The organism is Inhella crocodyli, assembly GCF_004004565.1.
GTDB lineage: Bacteria > Pseudomonadota > Gammaproteobacteria > Burkholderiales > Burkholderiaceae_C > Inhella > Inhella crocodyli.
In genome coordinates this window covers 240150-264044 of the sequence record NZ_SACM01000001.1, presented here as the reverse complement: position 1 = coordinate 264044, position 23895 = coordinate 240150, and the positions used below count along the sequence as shown (strand labels likewise).

Sequence of the window (23895 nt, the reverse complement as noted above, 5' to 3'; positions counted from 1 at the left end):
GCCCATGGAACCGTGGCCCCGTTGACCCAACGCAAGTCCGGTCCCGTCGGAGGCCGCTGCCTGTGCAATCGTTCGCGTCCTTCCAAGTGGCGGGCCAGCGGTCAACACCAGGCGCGCAAGGTATGTATGATTCGTGCATACTTTTCGGCGCATACCACCCTCCTCCACCGGAGCCCCACCATGGAAGCCACCGTGGCCGAACGCGGCCAAATCACGCTGCCCAAGGCCGTGCGTGACGCACTGGGCCTGACCAAGGGCACGGTGCTCAAGGTCGAACTCGAAGGCGGCCGCATCGTGCTGCGCAAGAACGTGGACGACGCGCTGAGCCGCCTCAAGGGCCGCTTCAAGCTGGCCGACGGGTTCCAAAGCACCGACGACGCGCTGCGGGCCACCCGCGGTCGCGCACCGGGCGAGCCCCTGGACCCGCAGGCATGATCGCCGTGGACGCCTCGGTGCTGCTGGACGTCTTGACCGACGACCCGCGGCATGGCGACTCGTCCGCCCGCGCCCTGGCCCAAGCCTTGGCGCAAGGCGAGGTGGTGGTGTGCGACGCCGTCGTGACCGAGGTGCAGGCCATGCTCGACACCCGCGACACCGCCATGGAAGCGCTGGCCGAGTTCGGCATCCGCTTTGAACCCACCCAAGAGCACGCCGCCGTGCGCGCGGGCCACATGCAGCGCCGCTTTCGCGAGCGCGGTGGCCGGCGCGAGCGGGTGGTGGCCGACTTTCTGATCGGCGCGCACGCCCTGCTGCAATGCCAGGGCCTGATCACCCGCGACGCGGTCTTCTTTCGCGATTACTTCAAAGGCCTGAAACTCATCGTCCCCAAAGACTGAGCCGGCCGTCCCCTCACCCACCCTGGAGCCATCCATGCTGCAAGCCTACCGACAACACGCCGCCGAACGCGCCGCCTTGGGCATCCCGCCCCTGCCGCTGGACGCCAAGCAAGTGGCCGAGCTGATCGAGCTGATCAAGAACCCGCCGGCCGGCGAAGACGCCTTCTTGCTGGACCTGCTGACCCACCGGGTGCCCCCGGGCGTGGACGACGCCGCCAAGGTCAAGGCCAGCTTCCTGTCGGCCGTGGCGCACGGGGACCTGAAGGTGGCCCTGCTGAGCAAGGCCAAGGCCACCGAACTGCTGGGCACCATGGTCGGCGGCTACAACGTCAAGCCCCTGATCGACCTGCTGGACGACGCCGAAGTGGCCAACGTGGCCGCCGAGGGCCTGAAGAAGACCCTGCTGATGTTCGACGCCTTCCACGACGTCGCCGAAAAGGTCAAGGCCGGCAACGCGCAGGCCCAGGCCGTGATGAAGAGCTGGGCCGAGGCCGAGTGGTTCACCACCCGCCCCGAAGTGGCCCAGAAGATCACCGTCACCGTGTTCAAGGTGCCGGGCGAGACCAACACCGACGACCTGTCGCCCGCCCCGGACGCCTGGAGCCGCCCGGACATCCCGCTGCACTACTTGGCGATGCTGAAGAACACCCGTCCCGACGCGGCCTTCAAGCCCGAGGAAGACGGCAAGCGCGGTCCCATCGCCTTCATCGACGAGCTGAAGAAGAAGGGCCACCTGGTTGCCTACGTCGGCGACGTGGTGGGCACCGGCTCCAGTCGCAAGTCGGCCACCAACAGCGTGATTTGGGCCACCGGCGAAGACATCCCCTTCGTGCCCAACAAGCGCTTCGGCGGCGTGACCCTGGGCGGCAAGATCGCCCCCATCTTCTTCAACACCCAAGAAGACTCGGGCTCGCTGCCCATCGAGGTGGACGTCAGCAAGCTGGAGATGGGCGACGTCATCGACGTGCTGCCCTACGCCGGCGAGATCCGCAAAAACGGCGAGGTCATCGAACGCTTCGCGCTCAAGAGCGAGGTGCTGCTGGACGAAGTGCGCGCCGGTGGTCGCATCAACCTGATCATCGGACGCTCGCTCACGGGCAAGGCCCGCGAGTTCCTTGGCCTGCCGGCCTCCACGCTGTTCCGCCTGCCCAAGGCGCCGGTGGACACCGGCAAGGGCTTCACCCTGGCGCAGAAGATGGTCGGTCGCGCTTGCGGCATGCCGGAAGGCCAGGGCATCCGCCCGGGCACCTACTGCGAGCCCAAGATGACCACCGTCGGCAGCCAGGACACCACCGGCCCAATGACCCGCGACGAGCTGAAGGACCTGGCCTGCCTCGGCTTCTCGGCCGACCTCGTCATGCAGAGCTTCTGCCACACCGCCGCCTACCCCAAGGCCGTGGACGTGAAGATGCACCGTGAACTGCCGACCTTCATCAGCAACCGCGGCGGTGTGGCCCTGCGCCCGGGCGACGGCGTCATCCACAGCTGGCTCAACCGCCTGCTGCTGCCCGACACCGTGGGCACGGGCGGCGACAGCCACACGCGCTTCCCCATCGGCATCTCCTTCCCGGCCGGCTCGGGCCTGGTGGCCTTCGGCGCCGCCACGGGCGTGATGCCGCTGGACATGCCGGAATCGGTGCTGGTGCGCTTCAAGGGCCAGATGCAACCGGGCGTGACCCTGCGCGACCTGGTGCACGCCATCCCGCTGTACGCCATCAAGGCCGGCCTGCTAACCGTCGAGAAGAAGGGCAAGAAGAACATCTTCTCGGGCCGCATCCTCGAAATCGAGGGCCTTCCCGACCTGAAGGTGGAACAGGCCTTCGAGTTGTCCGACGCCTCGGCCGAGCGCTCGGCCGCCGGCTGCACGATCAAGCTGAACCCCGAGCCGATCAAGGAGTACCTGACCTCCAACATCGTGCTGATGAAGAACATGATCGCCGACGGCTACCAAGACAAGCGCACGCTGGAGCGCCGCATCAAGGCCGTCGAGGCCTGGCTGGCCCAGCCCAACCTGCTGGAAGCCGACCAGGACGCCGAGTACGCCGCCGTGATCGAGATCGACCTGGCCGACATCAAGGAGCCCATCGTTTGCTGCCCGAACGACCCGGACGACGCCAAGTTCATGTCCGAAGTCGCCGGCACGAAGATCGACGAGGCCTTCATCGGGTCGTGCATGACCAACATCGGCCACTTCCGCGCGGCCGCCAAGGTCCTGGGCGGTGCCCGTGACATCCCCGTCAAGCTCTGGGTTGCCCCGCCGACCAAGATGGACCAGAACGAGCTGATCAAGGAAGGGCACTACGCCACCTTCGGCACTGCCGGTGCACGCACCGAAATGCCCGGCTGCTCGCTGTGCATGGGCAACCAGGCCCAGGTCAAGGAAGGCGCCACGGTCATGTCGACCTCGACCCGCAACTTCCCCAACCGCTTGGGCAAGAACACCAACGTGTTCTTGGGCTCGGCCGAACTGGCCGCCGTGTGCTCGAAGCTGGGCCGCATCCCGACCGTGGCCGAGTACCACGAGGCCGTGGGCATCGTGAACAAGGACGCCGGCAGCATCTACAAGTACATGAACTTCGACCAGATCGAGGAGTACGCAGAAACGGCCAAGGGCGTGACGGTCTAAAACCCGCATCAAGCCCCACCCAAAAGCCCGCAAGCCGCCCCGGCTTGCGGGCTTTTTCATGCTCCGCATAATGGGTCGATCCCCTCGCCCACCGAGAGCACCCATGGCCGCCACGCACGCTTTTGCCAAGACGCTGAAGACCTTCGAGACCGCCTCCGGCAAGTCCGGGCGGTTCTACTCGCTGCCGCAGCTGGCCAAGCAGTTCCCCAACGTGAACCGCATGCCCATCTCGATGCGCATCGTGCTGGAGAGCGTGCTGCGCAACTGCGACGGCCAGAAGGTCACTCCCGAGCACGTGGCGCAGTTGGCGAACTGGCAGCCCACGGCCGAGCGCAGCGACGAGATCCCCTTCGTGGTGGCGCGCGTGGTGCTGCAAGACTTCACCGGCGTGCCCCTGCTGGCCGACCTGGCCGCCATGCGCAACGTGGCCGCGGCCATGGGCAATGATCCCAAGCGCATCGAGCCGCTGGTGCCCGTGGACCTGGTGGTGGACCACAGCGTCATGATCGACCACTACGGCAGCAAGAAGTCGCTCGACCTGAACATGAAGCTCGAGTTCGAGCGCAACCGCGAGCGCTACGAGTTCATGAAGTGGGGCATGCAGGCCTTCGACACCTTTGGCGTCGTGCCTCCAGGCTTTGGCATCGTGCACCAGGTCAACCTGGAGTACCTGGCCCGCGGCGTGCACAAGACCAAGGACAAGGTGTACTACCCCGACAGCCTGGTGGGCACCGACAGCCACACCACCATGATCAACGGCATCGGCGTGGTGGGCTGGGGCGTGGGCGGCATCGAGGCCGAGGCCGGCATGCTGGGCCAGCCGGTGTACTTCCTGACGCCCGACGTGGTGGGCTTCGAACTGACCGGGCGCCTGCGCGAAGGCGTGACGGCCACCGACCTGGTGCTCACCGTCACCGAGATCCTGCGCCAGCACAAGGTGGTGGGCAAGTTTGTCGAGTTTTTCGGCGAAGGCACGCGCACCCTGGCCCTGCCCGACCGCGCCACCATCGCCAACATGGCGCCCGAGTACGGCGCCACCATGGGCTTCTTCCCGGTGGACGAGAAGACGGTCGCGTACTTCCAAGGCACGGGCCGCAGCAAGGCCGAGATCGAGGCCTTCGAGGCCTACTGGAAGGCGCAGAAGATGTTCGGCGTGCCCAAGAAGGGCGACATCGACTACACCAGCGTCGTCACGCTGGATCTGGGCACCGTGACGCCCAGCTTGGCCGGCCCCAAGCGCCCGCAAGACCGCATCGAAATCACCCACCTGGCCTCGACGTTCAGCGAACTGTTCAGCCAACCCACGGCGAACAACGGCTTCAACCAGCCGGCCGAAAAGCTCAAGCAGGTGTTCAAGACCGACAGCGGCCTGGCCGTGAAAAACGGCGACGTGCTGATCGCCGCCATCACCAGCTGCACCAACACCAGCAACCCCGGCGTGCTGCTGGCCGCGGGCCTGTTGGCCAAGAAGGCCGTCGAAGCCGGCCTGAAGGTGGCGCCGCACATCAAGACCTCGCTGGCACCCGGCTCCCGCATCGTCACCGAGTACCTGGAGAAGGCCAAGCTGCTGCCCTACCTGGAAAAGCTTGGCTTCAACGTGGCCGCCTACGGCTGCACCACCTGCATCGGCAACGCGGGCGACCTCACGCCCGAGCTCAACAAGCTCATCCAAGAGCAAGACCTGGTGTGCGCCGCGGTGCTGTCGGGCAACCGCAACTTCGAAGCCCGCATCCACCCCAACCTCAAGGCCAACTTCCTGGCCAGCCCGCCCTTGGTGGTGGCCTACGCCATCGCCGGCAACGTCACCGTCGACCTGATGACCCAACCCGTGGGCCAGGGCAAGAAGGGCCAGGACGTGTACCTGGGCGACATCTGGCCCACCAGCGACGAGATCGACAAGCTGATGAAGCACGCCATGTCGCCCAAGGCCTTCAAGGAGAACTACGGCAAGGTCGGCAAAAAGCCCGGCAAGCTGTGGGAGGCGATCAAGGGCGTTCAGGGCCAGGTCTATGACTGGCCCAAGAGCACGTACATCGCGCAACCGCCCTTCTTCGACGGCTTCACCCTGGCGCCCAAGGCCGTGGTGGCCGGCGTGCAGAAGGCCAAGGTCATGGCGCTGTTCGGCGACTCCATCACCACCGACCACATCAGCCCCGCCGGTTCGTTCAAAGAGACGACGCCCGCCGGCCAGTTCCTGGTGGCCCAGGGCGTGCAGAAGGCCGACTTCAACAGCTACGGCGCGCGGCGCGGCAACCACGACGTGATGGTGCGCGGCACCTTCGCCAACGTGCGCGTCAAGAACCTGATGCTGCCGCCCAAGGCCGACGGCTCGCGCGAGGAAGGCGGCTACACCCTCAAGGGCGGCCAGAAAATGGCCATCTACGACGCCGCCATGCAGTACATGGCCGAGGGCACGCCCACCGTGGTGTTCGCTGGCGAAGAGTACGGCACCGGTTCCAGCCGCGACTGGGCGGCCAAGGGCACACAGCTGTTGGGGATCAAAGCCGTGGTGGCCAAGAGCTTCGAGCGCATCCACCGCGCCAACCTCATTGGCATGGGCGTGCTGCCCTTGCAGTTCAAGGCCGGCGACAGCTGGGAGTCCCTGGGCCTGACCGGCGCGGAAACCATCGACATCGAACTGGCCGACCCGATCAAGCCCCAGGGTGACGCGGTGATGAGGATCACCGGTGCCGACGGCACGCAGCGTCGTGTCACGCTGACGCTGCGCATCGACACCGCCATCGAGGTCGACTATTACCGCCACGGGGGGATCCTCCCCTTCGTGCTGCGGCAACTGTTGGCGGCCTGAAACCATGGGGCCCCGCCCACTTCCGCCCGAAGGCGCCGGCTTTCGCGTCTTGGCCCTCAGTGGGGGGGGCTTCTTGGGTCTGTACACCGCCCAGGTTCTGGCGCTGTTGGAGGAGGAGGCGGGACAGCCCTTGGGCCGCTGCTTCGACCTGCTGGCGGGCACCTCCATTGGCGGCCTGTTGGCCCTGGGCCTGGCCTTCGAGGTGCCGATGCAGCGCATGGTCGACCTGTTCGTGCGGCGCGGCACCGAGGTGTTTTCCGACCGCCGCCTGCCAGGCGGCACGGTGAGCCGACTCATGGACTTGACCCGCTCCGTCATGGGCCCCAAGTACAGCGGCGTGGCCTTGCGGCAGGCCCTCGAGGACGAGTTGGGCGACGCCTGCCTGAAGGATGCACGCCACCCCACCCTCGTCACCGCCGTGGACGTGCACACCTGCGGCACCAAGGTCTTCAAAACGCCGCACGCCGCCGCCTCCAAAGGCGACGGGCCCCTGCGGGCGTCCGACGTGGCGCTGGCGTCCTGCGCCGCACCGGCCTACTTCCCGTCGGTGTCGGTCGGCGGTCGCCTGTACGCCGATGGGGGCCTGGTAGCGGTGGCCCCCGACCAGGTGGCCCTGCACGAGGCCGAGCACTTCATGGGCGTGGATCTGGCCTCGGTGTCCATGCTGTCGGTCGGCACCGCCACCGCGCATTACCGCCCCCGCGACGGCGTGGACGAGGACGCCGGTGCCGTGGGTTGGCTGTCGGACGGCCGACTCATCCTGACCCTCATCTCCGCCCAGCAGCAGCACGTGCAAGCCATGGTGGAAGACCGACTGGGCGATCGCTACCTGCGCCTGGACGCCGACTGGCCGGCCGACGCAGGGCTGGGCATCGACGTGGCCACCCCGGCAGCGGCCAAGGTGCTGCGCGAACTCGCGCACCGCACCATGGCCGTGACGCCGCGACGCGCATTCGACCCCTGGTTGGGCACCGAGCCGCCGCGGCGCGCCTGACGCGCTGGAGCGGTGGCCTCGTGACCTCCGCCACGAAGTCTTCGTGGTTGGGGTGCAGCCACCGTGGTGCAACCGAAAACGGCGCGTTAGCGTCAAGGCACGTCCATTCAACCGGAGTCGTCCATGCGTTTGGTCCTGCCCCACGCCCTCCAACGAACCGTGCAAGCCCTGTTGATGCTGCCTTTGAGCGCTTGGTCCCAAAGCGGAGAAGCGCTGACCCTGCAGGCAGGCACCGAGCCCAAATCCGTGGTCGCCGTGGTGCGCCACTCGGAATCGAACCCCTGTGGCGTGGAACTGCAGTTTGGCGATGGACGGGCTGAAAAGCGAAGGCTGGAACCGGGTGAAGCCTGGACCGTGCCCCACACCTACTCGACCGATGGTCAATTCACGGTGAAGGCTGTGGGGACGCTGGTGGTTCGAGGTTTGAAAACGGCTGGAGGCTGCAAGCTGGATGCTTCCACCACGGTGGCCGTGCAGGGCAACACCGCCAGCTTGGCGGCAGCGCCCTCCGCAAGCCCAGCCGCTGCGGCCGCCCCAGTCCCGGCCGGCACTCAGGCTCCCGCCAACCCGCCCGCTGCCGACGAGACGCGAGACCTGTTGGTGCTGTACCACCAAGACGCCAGCGGCTTGCGCATGGTGTCGGCGCTGGACGGCACCAAGCGCCTCGCCAGTCCGGAGGCCCTGCAGCGCGGCTACAGCTACTGCATCGTGATGTACCCCCAGTCGTACGCGGCCTTGAACTCGGCCAGCATGCCGTTCCAAACGCTGGTGCAACGGCCCTTGGATCGCATCGTCAGCACCTTGGCGGGCAGCAAGCCCGGCCCGGCGCGCGCCATGGATTGCGTTCAATCACGGGGCAACGAAGTCTTTCTGCAGCAACGCCCCGACTTCCTGTTGGTCCAGCGTCAAGCGCTACCCGTCTTGGCCCGAAATCCCAAAACCTTGGAGCGCTACGAGAGCTTCCAGACCATCAAGGTTGAGACCCTCGAGCGGATCGTCGCCGCCGATCAAGCCCGGCAGCAACAGGCCGCCGACAACGAACGCCAGCGCGCTGGCCAGCTGGAGGAACTGGCCACGGCCGACTCTCGCGAACACGTGGGATCGCTGTCGCTGCGTTTGCCGGGCAATGAGGGCCTGCGCTACTGCACCTTGTCCTACAAGGACGCCACCGGAGCGGCCGTGCTGGGCTATGCCTTCAAGGGCGCCGACGTCCTGTCCAACAGCTTCCGGGCGCACCTGAAGGAGCAACGCATCTCGGCGACGGTGGGCAGTAGACCGTTCCACAAGGCTTACGGCTCGGTTGAGGAGCTGTACTTGGACCTGCAAAAGAACCCAGAAAACTGCGCCGTCTACGTGGATTTCCCGAAGCAGCTCCGCATGGTGATGAAGGCCATCGAACGCGACCAGGGCAAGCGCCGGTACGAGCTGAACGAGATCCTCCCCGTGGCCGGCTTGCGCGACGCCTGGGCACAGCGCAGCGGCCATGCCGACTGGGCGGCCAGCGAGTTCGCCAGCAGCATCGACGCCTCGGGCGATCAAGTGAAGGCCCTCGCCGGACTCGGGGTCAGCAGCAAGTCGCAGTTCGATCAGGCTGTGGCCGAAATGAAGAGCAGCAAGTACGGCACGGGCAACAGCGCGGGCGAGGTGCTGGCCTACCTCAATGACAAGCAGGCCGCCCCCAAGGGGCAGACCGCGTTGTCGGTCAAACAAGATCGAGAGCGTCAGGCCCGTGCGGCAGAGGAGCAGCAAAAAGCCGAGGAGCGCAAACGCCAGGCCGACCACGCGCGCGAGTTCCCCTACACCGCCACCTTGAGCTGCGGCATGGGCGGACGGCACATGAACCTGGTGGCCTGCTTCAGTGGGCAACACACCAAGACGCAGTTGGAGTTGCGCAATGGCTCACAGTACAAGATGTACCAGGCTTGGGAAGTTGGCCAAGCGGGTCGCAACACCAGCGAGGGGGTGGTGATTCCCCTGCGGGCGAACTTCGCGCTGAAGGCGCAAAACATCCACGAAACCTTGCTGCTGAGCCTCAAGGTTCAGGAGACCGCCACCGGACGCACGCTGTACGAGAAATCGGCGGGGCGGTTCGGGGTGGTGGCAGCCCAGGACTGACCCAAGGGTTCCGTCAGCGCTCGCGCCAGGCCGCCAACAGGGCCTGGGCGGCGCGGCTGAGCCGGCGGTCTTGGCGCCACACCACCTGCCAGTGCCGCCGAATCGGCAAGCCGCTGGCCTTCAGCTCCACCAAGCCGGTGGCGTCGCCACCCAAGGTGTGGCGGCTCAGCACCGCCAGGCCCAGGCCGGCGGCCACGGCGTGCTTCAGGGCTTCGTTGGAGCCCAGGGCCATGCGCGGCTGCCAGTCGATGCCTTGGTGCGCCAGGAACTGGTCGGTGGCCAGCCGAGTGCCCGAGCCTGGCTCCCGGGCCAACCGAGGCTCGGCGATCAGGCGCGACCACGGCACGCTGCGCCGCCCGGCCAGCGGGTGACCCGCAGGGGCGACCAAGACCAAGGGGTTCGCCATCAGCGGCCAGCGGTTCAGGGGCAGGTCGGTGGGCGGCAGCATCATCACCGCCAGCTCCGCCACGCCCTCGCGCAGGCGACGCACGACGGCATCTCGGTTTTCCACCGTGAGCTCGATGTCGATGCCCGGGTAGGCCTGTGCAAAGGGGCCGAGCAACTCGGGCAAGAAGTACTCGGTGGTGGTGACGGCCGCCACTTGTAAGCGGCCGGCGCGCAGGCCGCGCACATCGGCTTGGTCTTCTTCGAAGCGGCGCCACACGTCGAACATCTCTCGCGCCGCGGCCCACAGCCGCTCGCCGTCTGCCGTGATGCGCAACCCCCGCCCTTCAGGCTCGAAGAGTTGAAGGTCCGTCGCCGCTGCCAACTCGCGCAACTGGGTGGACACCGTGGGCTGCGCCAGGTGCAAGGCCGCCGCCGCCTTGCCCACACCGCCCAGGCGGGCGACGGCGTCCAGGGTTCTCAGTTGGGTGAGCGTGGCCCGTATGGCCGGCAGGGTTGGTTTCATGCATTGGCTTTAACGATGTTTTTGATCCATAAAAATCAACTTTCATCATCAGAGACTCTCGGGAAACTGACGCTCATGGCAACCTCTCAATGACAGTCTCATGCCCAACAAGACCCCCATCACCGTGGCGCACGGCGACGGCATCGGCCCGGAAATCATGGCCGCCACCTTGCGGATCCTGGAAGCCGCTGAGGCTCAAATCGCACCCGAGGTCATCGAGGTGGGCGAAAAGGTTTACCTGGGCGGCAACACGAGCGGCATCGCCGCCGAAAGCTGGGCCAGCTTGCGGCGGACCAAGGTCTTTCTGAAGGGGCCGATCACCACGCCCCAAGGCGGCGGCTACAAGAGTCTGAACGTGACCATTCGCAAGACCTTGGGGCTCTTTGCCAACGTCCGCCCCTGCGTGGCCTACGCCCCCGCCGTGGCCACCCGCCACCCGACGATGGACGTGGTCATCGTGCGCGAAAACGAGGAGGACCTGTACGCCGGCATCGAGCACCGGCAAACCGACGAGGTCTTCCAGTGCCTCAAGCTCATCACCCGCCCTGGCTGCGAAAAGATCGTGCGCCACGCCTTCGAGTACGCCCGCGCCAACGGCCGCAAGAAGGTCACCTGCATGACCAAAGACAACATCATGAAGATGACCGACGGGCTGTTCCACAAGGTCTTTGACGAGATCAAGGCGGAGTACCCCGAGATCGCGACCGAGCACCAAATCATCGACATTGGCACGGCCCGCCTGGCCACCCAACCCGAGCGCTACGACGTGATCGTGACGCCCAACCTCTACGGCGACATCATTTCCGACGTGGCGGCCGAGTTGACGGGTTCGGTCGGTCTCGCGCCCAGCGCCAACATCGGCGAGCACGTCGCCATGTTCGAGGCCATCCACGGCAGCGCCCCCGACATCGCCGGACAAGGCATCGCCAACCCCTCGGGCCTGCTGCTCTCGGCCGTCATGATGCTGGTGCACATCCGCCAAAGCGAGGTGGCCACACGGGTGCACAACGCCTGGCTGCGCACCCTCGAAGACGGTTGGGTGACGGCCGACCTCACGCCCTCCGCCGACGGGCGGGTCGTCGGGACCGAGGCCTTCGCCGATGCCGTGATCGCCCGCCTGGGCCAAGCGCCGCGCCAGTTCAAGCCCGTGCACTACATCGACGCCCCACAAGCACGCGCCACGCCCAAGCCGCTCTACGTGCCCGCGCCGCCGGCCCGCAAGCGCATCGTGGGCGTGGACGTCTTCGTCCATGCCGCGGGCACCACGGCCGACTACCTGGCGGGGCGGCTGGCCACGCTCACGCACCAGCCCAAGCCCGCTGGGTTCGTGCTGCAGATGATCACCAACCGGGGCGTCAAGGTTTGGCCCGGCGGCTTTGCGGAAACCTTCTGCACCGACCACTGGCGCTGCCGCTTCATGGGCACGGACGGCAGCGGCGCCTCCCGCGAGGTGAGCCACCAAGACATCGTGCACCTGCTGGACAACCTGGTCAGCGACGGCCTGGACTTCATCAAGACCGAGCACCTGTGCGAATTCGACGGCCAGCCCGGCTTCGCGCTCGGCCAGGGCCAGTGAACCCGCCCGGGCGAGCCGCGGGCGCGCAGGGGATCAGGGGCTCAGGGTCTGGATGGCGCGAGCCGGGATGCGCACCCAAGCTTCCTCCTCGCCCACCTGCAAGCGGTAGTCCAACGGCGCGTCGCCCAGGTTCAGCACCACGACCGCGAGGCGCCCGTCAGGGTGAACGAAGGCCGTGGTGTGCAAGCTGCTCCGACTGCTGACGGCGCTGACGCGCTGCGCCCCCGGCCGGACGAACTTCGAGAAGTGCCCAAGGTAGGCAAAGCTGGGCGTGAAGGTCACGCGACCGGTCGCCCGGTCGGCGTGCACCGGCGCGAAGCAGAAGTTGCCCACGTGGTTGGGGCCGCCCGTCTCGTCCAGCAGCAGGTTCCAGTCGGTCCAGCCCACCGCCCCGGCGTTGAAGTCGCCGATCATTTGCTGGCCGTAGCGCTCGGCGTTGGCCCAAGATTGCAGCTGGCTGGGGTCGAAGCGCTCGACGGTGGCCTCGGTCAGCAGCAGGTTCGTGGCCGGCCAGGCTTGCTGCGTGGCCGCCACGTTGCCGTGCATGGGCGCCCCGCCGGCCCAGGTTTCGTACCAATGGAAGCCCACGCCCCACACGTACTTCGCCGCCTCGGGGTCGCTCAGGATGACGTCGGCCCGCTGCTTGATCAGGTCGCGGTTGTGGTCCCAGACGATCAACTTGCGGTCGCCCAGGCCCTCGCGCGCCAAGGTGGGCCCCAGGTGGTCGCGCACGAAGTCGCGCTCTTGCTCGGCCGTGTAGATCATGGACTCCCAGCGCTGCCGCGCCATGGGCTCGTTTTGCACGGTCAGGCCCCAGACCGGCACGCCTTCTTGCTCATAGGCCTTCACGGCCTTGGCGATGTAGCGGGCCCAGGTACCGGCGTGCTCCGGCAGCAGCGCGCCCCCTTGCAACATGCTGCCGTTGTCCTTCATCCAGGCCGGCGCGCTCCAGGGGCTGACGTAGGTGGTGAGCCGGCCGCCCGCGGCTTTCAAGGCACCGCGAATCATGGGCAAGCGGTGCACGCGGTCGGGCGCCACGTCGAAGCTGGCCAGGCTGGCGTCGCCGTCCTGCACGTAGGTGTAGCTGGCGCTGCTGAAATCGCTGCTGTGGATGGTGGTGCGCAACAGGGTGTAGCCGATCCCCTGCTGCGGGTCGAAGTAGGCGGTGAGCAAGTCCGCCTGCGCGTTGGGGCTCAGCCCCGCGAAGACCTCGGCGCTGGCGTCGGTGATGGCGCCACCGATCCCCAGCACCGTTTGAAAACGCTGCGCGGGGTTGACGAAGACCGACACATCGCCCTCGGGCGCCTGTTGGCGGGCTTGGAACGACACCGTGCCGGTGAGGGCCAGTCGCTCGGGGGCGCCCTGGGCGGTGGTGTGGATGCGGAGGGTCAAGGGCATGGCGGCGTTCAAGGGCGAAGAGCAGCCCCCACCCGCGGCCAACAGGGGCGCCAGCAGCAGGCTTGAAAGGGCTTTCATGGCCGCCATTCTGGCGCCAACCGGCGCCCGATCGGAGGTCGATCAGCGCCCGGTCAGCGCCCCCAGCGCGATGCCGCGCTCGGCCGCCAGCTGCTCCAGCAGCGGCATCAGCGGGCCCAGCTTCTCGTCCAGCGCATCGCGCACGGTGTCCACCATCACCTGCGTGCTGCGCTCGATCTCGATGTGCACGGCGTCGCCCACGCCCTTGTCCCCGAAGGTCGTCATGCGCAGGGTTTCGGGGATCAGCCAGACCTCGAACCAGCCCGAGCCGTCGCGCTCGCGATGGGCCTCGGCCACGGTCAGGCTGCAGCCGTTCACGCCGACGTAGCCCTTGGCGAACACGTAGCGCATCCAGGGCGCCGGCAGCGCGAAGCGGATGACGTGGTTGTTGTCGGGCCGGCGGATCTCGGCGATGGTGGCGCTCACGTCCACGTGGCCCGAAAGCGGGTGCCCGCCCACCTCGGCGCCCTCCTTGGCGGCGCGCTCCACGTTGAGGCCCGAGCCCACTTGCAATCCGCCCAGCGTGGTCAGGCGCAGGGTCTGGGCCATCACGTCGAACAGGGCCTCATTCGGCGCGGGGCGTTCGGTCACGGTCAGGCACACGCCGTCGCAGGCCACGCTGGCGCCGATGGCCAGTTCGCCATCGAAGCCTTCGGGGAACTGCAAGCGCAGGGTGTGCAGGCCCTCGCGGGCCTCGATGGCGGCCACGCGGGCCACGCCTTGCACAATGCCGGTGAACATCAGGCGCGCTCCCCGGCCAGCAGCTTGGCAAAGCGCTCTTCGCCAAAGCCCACGGTCACGCGACCGTCGCCCCAGTCCACCACCGGGCGCTTGATGGCGCTGGGCTGTGTGGCCAGCAGGGCCACGGCGCCGGCCTCGTCGCAGGCCAAGGCCTGCGTAGCCTCGTCCAGCTTGCGCCAGGTGGTGCCCTGGCGGTTCAGCAAGGTCTGCCACCCCACCGCCTGGGCCCAGGTGCGCAGTTGAGGCACGGTGGGCGGGGCCTTCTTGAAATCGACGAAGGCCACGGTGGCACCCGCCTCGGTCAGCCAGGCGCGCGCGCGCTTCACGGTGTCGCAGTTGGGAATGCCGTAGAGGGTCAAAGAAGGCATGGGATTCAGAGGGTCAGCGCTAGCATCGATGCGTGATTGTCCGACTCCATCCGACCGCCCTCGCCTTCCCCGACCCGGCCTCGGCTTTGGGCCCCGACAGCGACGCCCCGGGCCTGCTGGCGGTGGGCGGTGATTTGCGCCCCGAGCGCATCGTGGCGGCCTACCAGCAGGGCATTTTTCCCTGGTTCAGCGAGGGGCAGCCGCCCCTGTGGTGGAGCCCGGATCCGCGCATGGTGCTGCAGGTCGCCGATTTCAAGCTGCATCCCTCGCTGCGCAAAACCCTGCGCCGTTTCTTGCGCACCCCCGGCTGCGCCGTGCACGTCAACCGCGACACCGAGGCCGTGATCCGCGCCTGCGCCAGCACCCCGCGCGAAGGCCAGGGCGGCACTTGGATCGTGCCCGACATGCAGGCCGCCTACGCCGAACTGGCCCGCCGCGGCGTGGTGCAGAGCGTGGAGACTTGGCGCGACGGGGTGTGCATCGGCGGCCTGTACGGCGTACGCCTGGGGCGCATGTTCTTCGGCGAGTCGATGTTCGCGCACGCGACCGACGCCTCCAAGATCGCCCTGACGTACCTCGTGGCACTGTGCCGGCGCGATGGCATTGCCTGGATCGACTGCCAGCAAAACACCCGGCACCTGGCCAGCCTGGGCGCGGCCGAGGTCAGCGGTGCGGCCTTTCGCGCCCACCTGGCCGCCACCGTCCACGCGCCGCCCTTGACGGCGTGGGAGGACGACCCCACGGCCTGGCGCTGGGTGCTGGCGCCATGACGCCCCAGCCCGGCAGCCCCTACCCCCTGGGGGCCCGCCCGTCGGCGCACGGCGTCAATTTCTCCGTCTACTCCCGCCACGCCACGGCCTGCCGCCTGCTCCTGTTCGCGCACCCCCACGACGCCCGCCCCAGCCACACGCTCGCCCTGGACCCGCGCCGCCACCGCACTTGGCACTACTGGCACGCCTTCGTGCCCGACCTGCCCGTGGGCACGGCCTACGCCTGGCAGATGGACGGCCCATGGGCGCCCGAGCAAGGCCACCGCTTCGACGGCGAGCGCCTGCTGCTGGACCCCTACGGCCGCGCCCTGGCCACGCCCCCCGGCCACTGCCGCGGCGACAACGCGGCGGCCACGGCGCTGCGCAGCGTGGTGGCCGACGACCAAGCCTACGACTGGGAGGGCGATCGCCTGCCCTGCCGCCCCTTCGCCCAAACCGTCGTTTACGAAACCCATGTGCGCGGCTTCACCGCCCACCCCAGCAGCGGCGTGCCCGAGGCCCACCGCGGCCGCTACGCTGGGCTGATCGACCGGATCCCCTACCTCGTCGACCTGGGCATCACCGCCGTCGAATTGATGCCGGTCTTTCAGTTCGACCCCCACGATGCCCCGCCCGGCCTGACCAACTACTGGGGCTACAGCCCGCTGAGCTTCTTCGCCCCGCACGCGGCCTACGCCGTCGGCACCGACCCACTGGCACCCCTCAACGAGTTCCGCGACCTCGTCAAAGCCCTGCACCGCGCCGGCCTCGAAGTCATCCTCGACGTGGTCTACAACCACACGGCCGAAGGCGACGATCGCGGCCCCACGCACAGCCTGCGTGGCCTGGACAACGCGACCTACTACATGCTGGAGAGCGGCGGCCGCTACGCCAACCACAGCGGCTGCGGCAACACGCTCAACGCCAACCACGCGGTGGTGCGCCGGCTCATCCTGGACAGCCTGCGTTATTGGGTGCAGGTCATGCACGTGGACGGCTTTCGCTTCGACCTGGCGGCCATCCTGTCGCGCGACGAGCAAGGCCGGCCCATGCCCCGCGCCCCGGTGCTTTGGGACATCGACTCCGACCCCGCGCTGGCCGGCACCAAGCTCATCGCCGAGGCCTGGGACGCGGCTGGGCTTTACCAAGTGGGCGGGTTCGGCGGCGACCACTGGAAGGAGTGGAACGGTCACTTCCGCGACGACGTGCGCAGCTTCGTGCGCGGCGAGCCCGGCAAGGTGCCCGCCCTGGCCGAGCGCCTGCTGGGCAGCCCACGCCTGTACGCCGGCGGGGCGCGCGAGCCGGCGCAAAGCATCAACTTCGTCACCAGCCACGACGGCTTCACGCTGCACGATTTGGTCAGCTTCAACACCAAGCACAACGAGGCCAACGGCGAAGACAACCGCGACGGCAGCGACGACCACCGCAGCTGGAACTGCGGCACGGAAGGCCCCACCGACGACCCCGCCGTGAACGCGCTGCGCTTGCGGCAGATAAAGAACCTGCTCGCCATCACCGTGCTGAGCCTGGGCACCCCCATGCTGCTGATGGGCGACGAGATGGGCCGCAGCCAGCAAGGCAACAACAACGCCTACTGCCAAGACAACGACATCAGCTGGCTGGACTGGCGCGGCCTGCACACGCACGCCGAGCTGCACCGCTTCGTCCGAGGCCTGATCGCCCTGCGCGCCCAGCGCGAGTCGGTGCGCGACGCGCCGCCGCTGTCCTTGGAGCAACTGATGACCCAGGTGCGTGTGCAGTTGCACGGCGTGCACCTGCGCCAGCCCGACCTGCACAACACCTCGCACAGCCTGGCCGTGACGGCCAGCAGCCTGTCGGGCGACCTGCGCATGCACTTCGCCCTCAATGCCTACTGGGAACCCCTGTCCTTCGAGCTGCCCCCAGGCCTGGCCTGGCGCCGGGTCCTGGACACCAGCCGCCCCAGCCCGCAGGATCTGGTCGACTTCGAAGCGGCCGAACCGGTGGCGGGCGCCAGCCATACCGTGGCCCCGCGCTCGGTGGTGGCCCTGTTCGCCCGGGCAAGTCCCGGCTGAGCGGCCGTGGGCGGGCTCCTATCATGGGCGCCGTGACCCAACTCAAGGACCTGCCGTTCACCCAGGTGCAGTTTTACGTGACTGCCGCCTACCCGTGCAGCTACCTGGCCGAGCGCCAGGCCCGCAGCCAAGTGGCCACGCCCAGCCACCTGATCCACGCGGACGCCTACTCGCACCTGGTCACCCAAGGCTTTCGCCGGTCCGGCCTGTTCACCTACCGCCCGCAGTGCGAAGGCTGCCAAGCCTGCGTGCCCCTGCGCGTGCCCGTGGCCCCGTTCAAGCCCACGCGCAGTCAGCGACGCGCCCTGGCCCAACACGCCGACTTGAAGGCCCGCGTCATGCGCCTGGGCTACAGCGCCGAGCACTACGACCTGTACCTGCGCTACCAGTCGGCCCGCCACAGCGGTGGCGGCATGGACCACGACAGCGTCGACCAGTACTCGCAGTTCTTGCTGCAAAGCCGCGTGAACTCGCGCTTGGTCGAGTTCCGCGACGCCGAGGGCCACCTCAAGATCGTCAGCATCCTGGACATGCTGTCCGACGGCCTCTCTGCCGTGTACACCTTCTACGACCCCGAGCCGGGGAAGAGCTACGGCACCTACAGCGTGATGTGGCAGATCGAGCAGGCGCGCCAGCTCAAGCTGTCGCACCTCTACCTGGGCTACTGGATCGCGCAAAGCCCCAAGATGGCCTACAAGGCCAAGTTCCAGCCGCACGAAGTCCTGCGCGAAGGACGCTGGCAGCCGGGCTGATCTGCGCCAGGAATGAAAAAGGCCACGTCGATCGACGTGGCCTTTGCGTTTTTGGTGGGCGGTGCAGGGTTCGAACCTGCGACCCCTGCCGTGTGAAGGCAGTGCTCTACCGCTGAGCTAACCGCCCGGGAGCAACAGACCGCTTTGGAGGCCAAGCCTTGGAGGGCTTGGTGGGCGGTGCAGGGTTCGAACCTGCGACCCCTGCCGTGTGAAGGCAGTGCTCTACCGCTGAGCTAACCGCCCGGTCTGTGTCCGGGAAAGCCTGACATTATGCCACGGCTTGGGGGGATTCCAACTTGCGCCACAAACAAGCGCCACCGGCATCCTTGTCCAGGCCCTTGAGCACGCCCTCGTGGGCCGCCTGTTCTTCGTCGCTCAGGGCGGTGACCGGCAAGCCCAACGCGGTGAAGTCGAAGGGCCCCAGGTCCTCGTCGTCGCCCTGTTCGCCCTCGGCCTGCGCTTCCTCCCCGAGCAGGCTGTGCTGGCCCCGGGTGAGGCGCACGTAAACCTCGGCCAGCAATTCCGCGTCCAACAAAGCGCCGTGGAAGCTGCGACCGCTGTTGTCCACCTCCAAGCGCCGGCACAGGGCGTCGAGCGAGTTCGCTTTGCCCGGGAACAGTTCCTTGGCGAGCTGCCAGGTGTCGAGCACGCTGGCCACGGTCTGCGCCATCGGCGCCGCCCCGATGCGGGCCAGCTCGGCATTCATGAAGCCGATGTCGAACGCAGCGTTGTGGATCACCACCTGAGCGCCAGCCAAGAACGCGGTGACCTGGTCGGCCACCTCGGCGAACTTCGGCTTGTCCGACAAGAACTCCGCCGACAGGCCGTGGACGCGGAAGGCCTCCTCGGGCATGTCCCGCTCGGGGTTGAGGTACAGGTGCAGGTGGCGGCCGGTGAGTTGGCGGTCGACCATCTCCACGCAGCCGATTTCGACCACGCGGTCGCCCTTGTCGGGGTCCAGGCCGGTGGTTTCGGTGTCGAAGAAGACTTGTCTCATTCAGGCTTCCCTTGGCGGCGGCTCCAGGCCACGATGGCCAGACCGGCGGCCACCATCAGCAGGCACAGCACCTGGCCTTGGCTCAGCGGCAAGCTGTGCAGGCCGATGTCGAAATGGTCGGGCTCGCGGAAGAACTCCGTGCAGAAGCGGAATCCTCCGTAGCCGATCAGGAACATGCCGCTGACCTGGCCGCGCGCACGCGACTTGCTGGCGAACCACCATAGCAGCACAAAGAGCAGCAGGCCCTCGGTCAAGGATTGGTAAATCTGCGAAGGGTGGCGCGGCAGACCGTCGCCCACCTGCGGAAACACCATGGCCCAGGGCAGGTCCGACGGGGCCACGCGGCCCCAAAGCTCGCCGTTGATGAAGTTGCCGATGCGGCCCACCATGAGCCCCGTGGGCACGCAGGGGGCCACCATGTCCATCACATCAAAAAAGCGCCGACCGCGCGAACGGGCCCACAGGGCCAGCGCGACGATCACGCCCAGCAGTCCGCCGTGGAACGACATGCCGCCCTTCCAGACCATGAAGATCTCCAGCGGGTTGGCGAGGTAGCGCAAGGGCTCGTAGAACAGCACCTGGCCCAGGCGGCCTCCCAGCACCACCCCGAGCACGCCAAAGAACAACAGGTCGTCCAAGTCCTTGGCGGTCCACGCCGGCAAGGGTGCGAACGGCAGGGCCATGCGTCGGCGCATCAGGAAGAAAAACATCCCGAAGGCCAGCAGGTACATCAGCCCGTACCAGTGGATGGACAAGGGGCCCAGTTGCAGGGCCACGGGATCGAATTGGGGGTGGACCCACATGGGCAGGGCTCGGTTCCGGGAAGGCGGCGGAGTTTACGAGCCGGCCTCGAGCGCCCCGCCCGGCGTCAACCCAGCTCTTTAAGGCGCTTCTTGGCGTCGCTGAGGTTGTTGGGCGGCACCCGCGGCGTTTGCACGAAGCGCTGCAGCAACGCGCGGCCCTTTTCTTTGTCGCCCAGGTCGAGGTAGGCCAGCCCTTGGCGGTAGTCGATGGGCAGGGTGTGGGCCCCAATCAGGCCCCGTGCCCGCTCGTACCAGCGGATGGCCTCGTCGTGCTTGCCCTCGTCGGCGGCGACGCGGCCCAAGGAAAAGGCGGGCACGGCCGATTGCGGCTGTTGCTGCATCAACTGCTCCATGCGCTGGCGGGCCCGGGCGTGCTCGTTGGTCTTCAACCAATGGCGCAGCAGCCCTTGCCAAACGCCCATCGCCTGGCCGTGGAAGCTGTGATCGTCGCCCCACTTCACGGCCAGCAGCTCGCGCTCGACCTCGTCCCAGCGCTCCTTTTTGGCCGCGAGGTTGGCCCGCAAGAGCTTGGCCACCTCGGGCTGGCTGCTGCGCACGGCCAGCTCCAAGGCCTCGGCCTTGGGCACGCTGCCGCCGGCCATGGATGGCAGCAGCAGGTAGGTTTGCTGCAGCACGATGCGCGCCTCGAAGAGGTAGGGGTCCAGGCGAAGCGCGCTCTCCCACGCGTCAAACACCTTGCCGCTCAGGCGCATGGCCTGGAGCACCCCGCCATTGATGGCCTTGGCGCTGAGCACCGTGCCTAGCACGAACTGGCAATTGGCGGCTTCAGGGTGTTGCTTCACGCAGGCCTCGGCCAGGCCCAGGGCCCGGTCGATCGCGGCCCTGTCGTTCAAGTCGTTGGCCAGCATGGCCTGGGCGGCGTAGGCGTCGGCCGAACGCAGCGATTGCGTCACCAAGGCCAGGTCGTCGCGCTTGCCCAACTCCCACAGGCGCTGGAGCTGCTCGTCGCGCAGCCACGCCGCCTGGGCGGGGCCCAACAGGCCAAGGGACAAGGCCAACAACAGGGGGCGAAGGGTTCGGGTCATGGGTCGAGGCATAACGCAGGCCCGCATCATCCGGCAGACGGCAATCCCTGCAGGAACGCACGGGCGACGGGCCCCAAGGGTTGGGCCGCCAGCACCCAGGTCTGGCAACGCGGCGCGCCCCGCGGCGCCGGCAGGTACACCACGCCAGGGCGCTGCACCGCCTGCATGGCGGCGGGCACCCAGGCCAGCCCGAAGTCGGCCGAGGCCAGGTGAATCAGCGTGGCCATTTGCACCGCCCGCTGCCGGGGCTGCCCCAGCACACCGTGAGCGCGGTAGTAGTCGACCACGGCATCGTGCAACGCCGGCGCGATGTCCCGCGGAAACAGCACCAGGGGCTCGGCCAGCAAAGCCGCCACCCCGGGCCTCGGACCCAGCCGCTGGGCGGTGCGCTCGGACACCGCCAGGACAAAGGGCTCGTCCTGCAGGGCCCGCCAACCCAACGGGGGCGCTGGGCTGCCGGTGGGCTGCAACACCCAGCCCAAGTCGAGCGTGCCGCGTTGCAGGCCGTCGAGCTGCAGGTCCAGGGTGGCCTCTCGCAACTCCAAGGCCACCCCCGGGTGCGCCGTCTGGAACGCGTGCAGCCACAGGGGCAAGGGCCCAAAGCCGGCCGGTGACACCAGCCCGACGCGCAAACGCCCGCGCTGGCCCTGGGCGGCCGCCCGTGCCAGCGGGGCCAGGCCTTGGCCCTGCTGCAGCCAGTCTTGCAGGGGCTCGCGCAAAGCCTGCCCGGCGGGTGTGAGCTGCACGCGCCGGCTGGTGCGCGCGAGCAACGGCACGCCCACGTCGGCCTCCAGCTGTCGCAGGCCCTTGCTCACCTGGGGTTGCCGCAGCCCCAGGCGTTCGGCGGTGCGTCCGAAATGCAGCTCCTCCGCCAGGGTCAGGAACAGGCGGGCCAGCTCGGGATTGATCGATTCCATTTTCGAAATCAATCATGCCACTGAATTGATCTTGATCGCATCAATCTGGGTCGAGATACTGGCGCCCTCTTCCCCCAGTTCCCAACAGCCCTCGTTCACGCCATGTCCGCCAACCGCCGCAGCAAGAACATCACCGAAGGCGTCGCCCGCGCCCCCAACCGCTCCATGTACTACGGCATGGGCTACCAAGAGAGCGACTTCGGCAAGCCCATGATCGGCGTGGCCAACGGCCACAGCACCATCACGCCCTGCAACTCCGGCCTGCAGAAGTTGGCCGACGCGGCGGTGATCGGCCTGAAAGAGGCTGGCGCCAACCCGCAGGTGTTCGGCACGCCGACCATCAGCGACGGCATGGCCATGGGCACCGAGGGCATGAAGTACAGCCTGGTCAGCCGCGAGGTCATCGCCGACTGCGTGGAAACCTGCGTCGGCGGCCAGTGGATGGACGGTGTCATGGTCATCGGCGGCTGCGACAAGAACATGCCCGGCGGCCTGATGGGCATGCTGCGCGCCAACGTGCCTTCGCTGTACATCTACGGCGGCACCATCCTGCCGGGCAAGTACAAGGGACAGGACCTGAACATCGTCAGCGTGTTCGAGGCCGTGGGCCAGTTCAGCGCCGGCAAGATGAGCGAAGAGGACTTCTGCCAGATCGAGAAGCGCGCCATCCCCGGCAGTGGCTCCTGCGGCGGCATGTACACGGCCAACACCATGAGCTCGTCGTTCGAGGCCTTGGGCATCAGCCTGCCCTACTCGTCGACCATGGCCAACGTCGAGGACGAGGTGCTGGCCAACGTCAAGAAGGCCGCCGAGGTGCTGGTGGACGCCGTCAAGGCCGACCGCAAGCCCAAGGACATCGTCACCAAACAGGCCATCGAGAACGCCGTGGCCGTCATCATGGCCACCGGCGGCAGTACCAATGCCGTGCTGCACTACCTGGCCATCGCCCACGCGGCCGGCGTCGAATGGACGATCGACGACTACGAGCGCGTGCGCCGCCGCACCCCGGTGCTGTGCGACCTCAAGCCCAGTGGCAAGTACCTGGCCATCGACTTGCACCGTGCCGGCGGCATCCCGGCGGTGATGAAGGAACTGCTGAACGCCGGTCTGCTGCACGGCGACGCGGTGACCATCACCGGGCAGACCGTGGCCGAAGTGCTGGCCGACGTGCCCCCCTTGCGGGCCGACCAGGACGTGATCCGCCCGGTGAGCAACCCGATCTACGCCGAAGGCCACCTCGCCATCCTCAAGGGCAACCTCAGCCCAGAGGGCTGCGTGGCCAAGATCACCGGCCTGAAGAACCCCGTCATCACCGGACCGGCCCGCGTGTTCGACGACGAGCAGTCGGCCCTGGCGGCCATCATGGGTGGCCGCATCAAGGCCGGCGACGTGATGGTGCTGCGCTACCTGGGTCCCAAAGGCGGCCCGGGCATGCCCGAAATGCTGGCGCCGACGGGCGCGCTCATCGGGCAGGGCTTGGGCGAAAGCGTGGGCCTGATCACCGATGGCCGCTTCAGCGGCGGCACCTGGGGCATGGTGGTGGGGCACGTGGCCCCCGAGGCCTTCGAGGGCGGCACGATTGCGCTGGTCAACGAAGGCGACACCATCACCATCGACGCCCACCAACTGCTGCTCCAGTTGCACGTGAGCGACGCCGAGCTGGCAAGTCGCCGCGCGGCCTGGGTGCGCCCCGCGCCCCGTTACACCCGCGGCGTGCTCGCCAAATTTGCGTTCAACGCCAGCAGCGCCAGCTCAGGCGCGGTGCTCGATCGCTTCGAGTGAAGGACCAGCCCGATCACTTGCGCTTGGGTCCGCGGCCCATGGCCTCCATCTGGCGCAAGCGGCGGGCCTCCTTCTTGGCGTCCATGCGTTCCATGGCCTTGCGCTGCGTGTAGCCGTACTTGTCGGCCAAGCTCCACCACACGGCGGCGAGGCCCAGGGGCAAACACACCCACCACGTGCTGTAAGCCGCCAGCCAGGGCACGTCCAGGAACTTCAGCAGCAGGTACAGCAGCGCAAGCAACACGAACAGCACGGCGGCGTCTCCAAATCGAGGTGCACCGACTTTAGTCCCAGTCGGCCCCAGCCTCGCTCACAATCACGCCACCCTTCCACTCACCCTCTCA

General features: G+C 67.8%; 20 protein-coding genes and 2 tRNA genes. 11 read left to right on the top strand and 11 right to left on the bottom strand.

Features of this window, described 5'->3' with window-relative positions; genetic code table 11:
* The first annotated feature begins 180 nt into the window (after positions 1-180).
* From EOD73_RS01225 to EOD73_RS01200, 6 genes are all read left to right on the top strand, one after another.
* Positions 181-435, top strand: a complete 255-nt coding sequence (locus tag EOD73_RS01225; protein WP_127680099.1) for an AbrB/MazE/SpoVT family DNA-binding domain-containing protein — start codon at positions 181-183, stop codon at positions 433-435.
* Positions 432-836, top strand: coding sequence for a type II toxin-antitoxin system VapC family toxin (locus EOD73_RS01220; RefSeq protein WP_127680097.1), 405 nt, complete (start codon positions 432-434; stop codon positions 834-836). Before EOD73_RS01225 ends, EOD73_RS01220 begins: the two co-directional genes overlap by 4 nt.
* A 34-nt stretch (positions 837-870) precedes the next feature.
* Positions 871-3462, top strand: coding sequence for a bifunctional aconitate hydratase 2/2-methylisocitrate dehydratase (acnB, locus tag EOD73_RS01215; RefSeq protein WP_127680095.1), 2592 nt, complete (start codon positions 871-873; stop codon positions 3460-3462).
* Positions 3463-3532: 70 nt separating this feature from the next.
* On the top strand, positions 3533-6271 hold the full coding sequence (acnA, locus tag EOD73_RS01210; protein WP_205702392.1) for an aconitate hydratase AcnA: 2739 nt from the start codon (positions 3533-3535) through the stop codon (positions 6269-6271).
* 4 nt (positions 6272-6275) lie between these two features.
* Positions 6276-7265: a CBASS cGAMP-activated phospholipase gene (locus tag EOD73_RS01205; protein WP_127680091.1), complete on the top strand. Its 990-nt coding sequence runs from the start codon at positions 6276-6278 to the stop codon at positions 7263-7265.
* Between the two features lie 123 nt (positions 7266-7388).
* The gene (locus tag EOD73_RS01200; RefSeq protein ID WP_127680089.1) at positions 7389-9380 is read left to right on the top strand and encodes a hypothetical protein; all 1992 of its coding nucleotides are present in this window, start codon (positions 7389-7391) and stop codon (positions 9378-9380) included.
* 13 nt (positions 9381-9393) lie between these two features.
* Here the strand turns inward: EOD73_RS01200 and EOD73_RS01195 are convergent, their stop codons facing one another.
* Complete coding sequence (locus tag EOD73_RS01195) at positions 9394-10290, bottom strand: LysR family transcriptional regulator (protein ID WP_127680087.1); 897 nt, start codon at positions 10288-10290, stop codon at positions 9394-9396.
* Positions 10291-10390: 100 nt separating this feature from the next.
* On the opposite strand from EOD73_RS01195, the gene EOD73_RS01190 reads away from it, so the two are divergent.
* Positions 10391-11866: an NADP-dependent isocitrate dehydrogenase gene (locus EOD73_RS01190; RefSeq protein ID WP_127680085.1), complete on the top strand. Its 1476-nt coding sequence runs from the start codon at positions 10391-10393 to the stop codon at positions 11864-11866.
* 33 nt (positions 11867-11899) lie between these two features.
* Here EOD73_RS01190 and EOD73_RS01185 read toward each other — a convergent pair whose 3' ends face one another.
* From EOD73_RS01185 to EOD73_RS01175, 3 genes are read right to left on the bottom strand one after another with little or no spacing between them, the layout of a single operon-like run.
* Positions 11900-13342, bottom strand: coding sequence for a glycoside hydrolase family 30 protein (locus EOD73_RS01185; protein ID WP_240660546.1), 1443 nt, complete (start codon positions 13340-13342; stop codon positions 11900-11902).
* Between the two features lie 42 nt (positions 13343-13384).
* Complete coding sequence (locus tag EOD73_RS01180; RefSeq protein ID WP_127680083.1) at positions 13385-14083, bottom strand: riboflavin synthase subunit alpha; 699 nt, start codon at positions 14081-14083, stop codon at positions 13385-13387.
* Positions 14083-14451: a Spx/MgsR family RNA polymerase-binding regulatory protein gene (locus EOD73_RS01175; protein ID WP_127680082.1), complete on the bottom strand. Its 369-nt coding sequence runs from the start codon at positions 14449-14451 to the stop codon at positions 14083-14085. The genes EOD73_RS01180 and EOD73_RS01175 overlap by 1 nt, the downstream gene beginning before the upstream one ends.
* A gap of 32 nt (positions 14452-14483) precedes the next feature.
* Between EOD73_RS01175 and aat the strand changes: the two genes are divergently transcribed.
* From aat to EOD73_RS01160, 3 genes are read left to right on the top strand one after another with little or no spacing between them, the layout of a single operon-like run.
* Complete coding sequence (gene aat, locus EOD73_RS01170) at positions 14484-15221, top strand: leucyl/phenylalanyl-tRNA--protein transferase (protein ID WP_127680080.1); 738 nt, start codon at positions 14484-14486, stop codon at positions 15219-15221.
* Positions 15218-17254: a glycogen debranching protein GlgX gene (gene glgX / locus EOD73_RS01165; RefSeq protein ID WP_127680078.1), complete on the top strand. Its 2037-nt coding sequence runs from the start codon at positions 15218-15220 to the stop codon at positions 17252-17254. Before aat ends, glgX begins: the two co-directional genes overlap by 4 nt.
* A 32-nt stretch (positions 17255-17286) precedes the next feature.
* Positions 17287-18006, top strand: a complete 720-nt coding sequence (locus tag EOD73_RS01160) for an arginyltransferase (protein ID WP_127682356.1) — start codon at positions 17287-17289, stop codon at positions 18004-18006.
* 52 nt (positions 18007-18058) lie between these two features.
* On the opposite strand, the gene EOD73_RS01155 is transcribed toward EOD73_RS01160, so the two are convergent.
* The 6 genes from EOD73_RS01155 to EOD73_RS01130 form a co-directional block, all read right to left on the bottom strand.
* Positions 18059-18133: transfer RNA gene (locus tag EOD73_RS01155), tRNA-Val, on the bottom strand.
* Between the two features lie 41 nt (positions 18134-18174).
* Positions 18175-18249 (bottom strand) — tRNA-Val (locus tag EOD73_RS01150).
* Between the two features lie 25 nt (positions 18250-18274).
* Positions 18275-19003: a DNA polymerase III subunit epsilon gene (gene dnaQ, locus EOD73_RS01145; protein WP_127680076.1), complete on the bottom strand. Its 729-nt coding sequence runs from the start codon at positions 19001-19003 to the stop codon at positions 18275-18277.
* The gene (gene lgt / locus EOD73_RS01140; protein ID WP_164845913.1) at positions 19000-19806 is read right to left on the bottom strand and encodes a prolipoprotein diacylglyceryl transferase; all 807 of its coding nucleotides are present in this window, start codon (positions 19804-19806) and stop codon (positions 19000-19002) included. Before lgt ends, dnaQ begins: the two co-directional genes overlap by 4 nt.
* Positions 19807-19871: 65 nt before the next feature.
* Entirely contained in the window at positions 19872-20852 is a 981-nt protein-coding gene (locus tag EOD73_RS01135) for a tetratricopeptide repeat protein (RefSeq protein ID WP_164845912.1), read from the bottom strand.
* Between the two features lie 26 nt (positions 20853-20878).
* Complete coding sequence (locus EOD73_RS01130; RefSeq protein ID WP_127680070.1) at positions 20879-21769, bottom strand: LysR family transcriptional regulator; 891 nt, start codon at positions 21767-21769, stop codon at positions 20879-20881.
* A 102-nt stretch (positions 21770-21871) separates the two neighbouring features.
* On the opposite strand from EOD73_RS01130, the gene ilvD reads away from it, so the two are divergent.
* Positions 21872-23551, top strand: coding sequence for a dihydroxy-acid dehydratase (gene ilvD / locus EOD73_RS01125; protein WP_127680068.1), 1680 nt, complete (start codon positions 21872-21874; stop codon positions 23549-23551).
* Positions 23552-23564: 13 nt separating this feature from the next.
* Here the strand turns inward: ilvD and EOD73_RS01120 are convergent, their stop codons facing one another.
* Positions 23565-23804 (bottom strand): TIGR04438 family Trp-rich protein, encoded by a 240-nt coding sequence (locus EOD73_RS01120; RefSeq protein WP_164845911.1) that lies wholly within the window; start codon positions 23802-23804, stop codon positions 23565-23567.
* Between the last annotated feature and the right edge of the window lie 91 nt (positions 23805-23895).

What these genes read in the sequence shown, in the direction of transcription:
- EOD73_RS01135 (WP_164845912.1), bottom strand. Translation starts at nt 20,852, where the DNA reads ATGACCCGAACCCTTCGCCCCCTGTTGTTGGCCTTGTCCCTTGGCCTG.
- EOD73_RS01195 (WP_127680087.1), bottom strand. Translation starts at nt 10,290, where the DNA reads ATGAAACCAACCCTGCCGGCCATACGGGCCACGCTCACCCAACTGAGA.
- EOD73_RS01130 (WP_127680070.1), bottom strand. Translation starts at nt 21,769, where the DNA reads ATGGAATCGATCAATCCCGAGCTGGCCCGCCTGTTCCTGACCCTGGCG.
- EOD73_RS01225 (WP_127680099.1), top strand. Translation starts at nt 181, where the DNA reads ATGGAAGCCACCGTGGCCGAACGCGGCCAAATCACGCTGCCCAAGGCC.
- dnaQ (WP_127680076.1), bottom strand. Translation starts at nt 19,003, where the DNA reads ATGAGACAAGTCTTCTTCGACACCGAAACCACCGGCCTGGACCCCGAC.
- EOD73_RS01185 (WP_240660546.1), bottom strand. Translation starts at nt 13,342, where the DNA reads ATGAAAGCCCTTTCAAGCCTGCTGCTGGCGCCCCTGTTGGCCGCGGGT.
- EOD73_RS01180 (WP_127680083.1), bottom strand. Translation starts at nt 14,083, where the DNA reads ATGTTCACCGGCATTGTGCAAGGCGTGGCCCGCGTGGCCGCCATCGAG.
- EOD73_RS01200 (WP_127680089.1), top strand. Translation starts at nt 7,389, where the DNA reads ATGCGTTTGGTCCTGCCCCACGCCCTCCAACGAACCGTGCAAGCCCTG.
- EOD73_RS01190 (WP_127680085.1), top strand. Translation starts at nt 10,391, where the DNA reads ATGCCCAACAAGACCCCCATCACCGTGGCGCACGGCGACGGCATCGGC.
- acnA (WP_205702392.1), top strand. Translation starts at nt 3,533, where the DNA reads ATGGGTCGATCCCCTCGCCCACCGAGAGCACCCATGGCCGCCACGCAC.
- ilvD (WP_127680068.1), top strand. Translation starts at nt 21,872, where the DNA reads ATGTCCGCCAACCGCCGCAGCAAGAACATCACCGAAGGCGTCGCCCGC.
- EOD73_RS01220 (WP_127680097.1), top strand. Translation starts at nt 432, where the DNA reads ATGATCGCCGTGGACGCCTCGGTGCTGCTGGACGTCTTGACCGACGAC.
- lgt (WP_164845913.1), bottom strand. Translation starts at nt 19,806, where the DNA reads ATGTGGGTCCACCCCCAATTCGATCCCGTGGCCCTGCAACTGGGCCCC.
- EOD73_RS01175 (WP_127680082.1), bottom strand. Translation starts at nt 14,451, where the DNA reads ATGCCTTCTTTGACCCTCTACGGCATTCCCAACTGCGACACCGTGAAG.
- glgX (WP_127680078.1), top strand. Translation starts at nt 15,218, where the DNA reads ATGACGCCCCAGCCCGGCAGCCCCTACCCCCTGGGGGCCCGCCCGTCG.
- EOD73_RS01205 (WP_127680091.1), top strand. Translation starts at nt 6,276, where the DNA reads ATGGGGCCCCGCCCACTTCCGCCCGAAGGCGCCGGCTTTCGCGTCTTG.
- acnB (WP_127680095.1), top strand. Translation starts at nt 871, where the DNA reads ATGCTGCAAGCCTACCGACAACACGCCGCCGAACGCGCCGCCTTGGGC.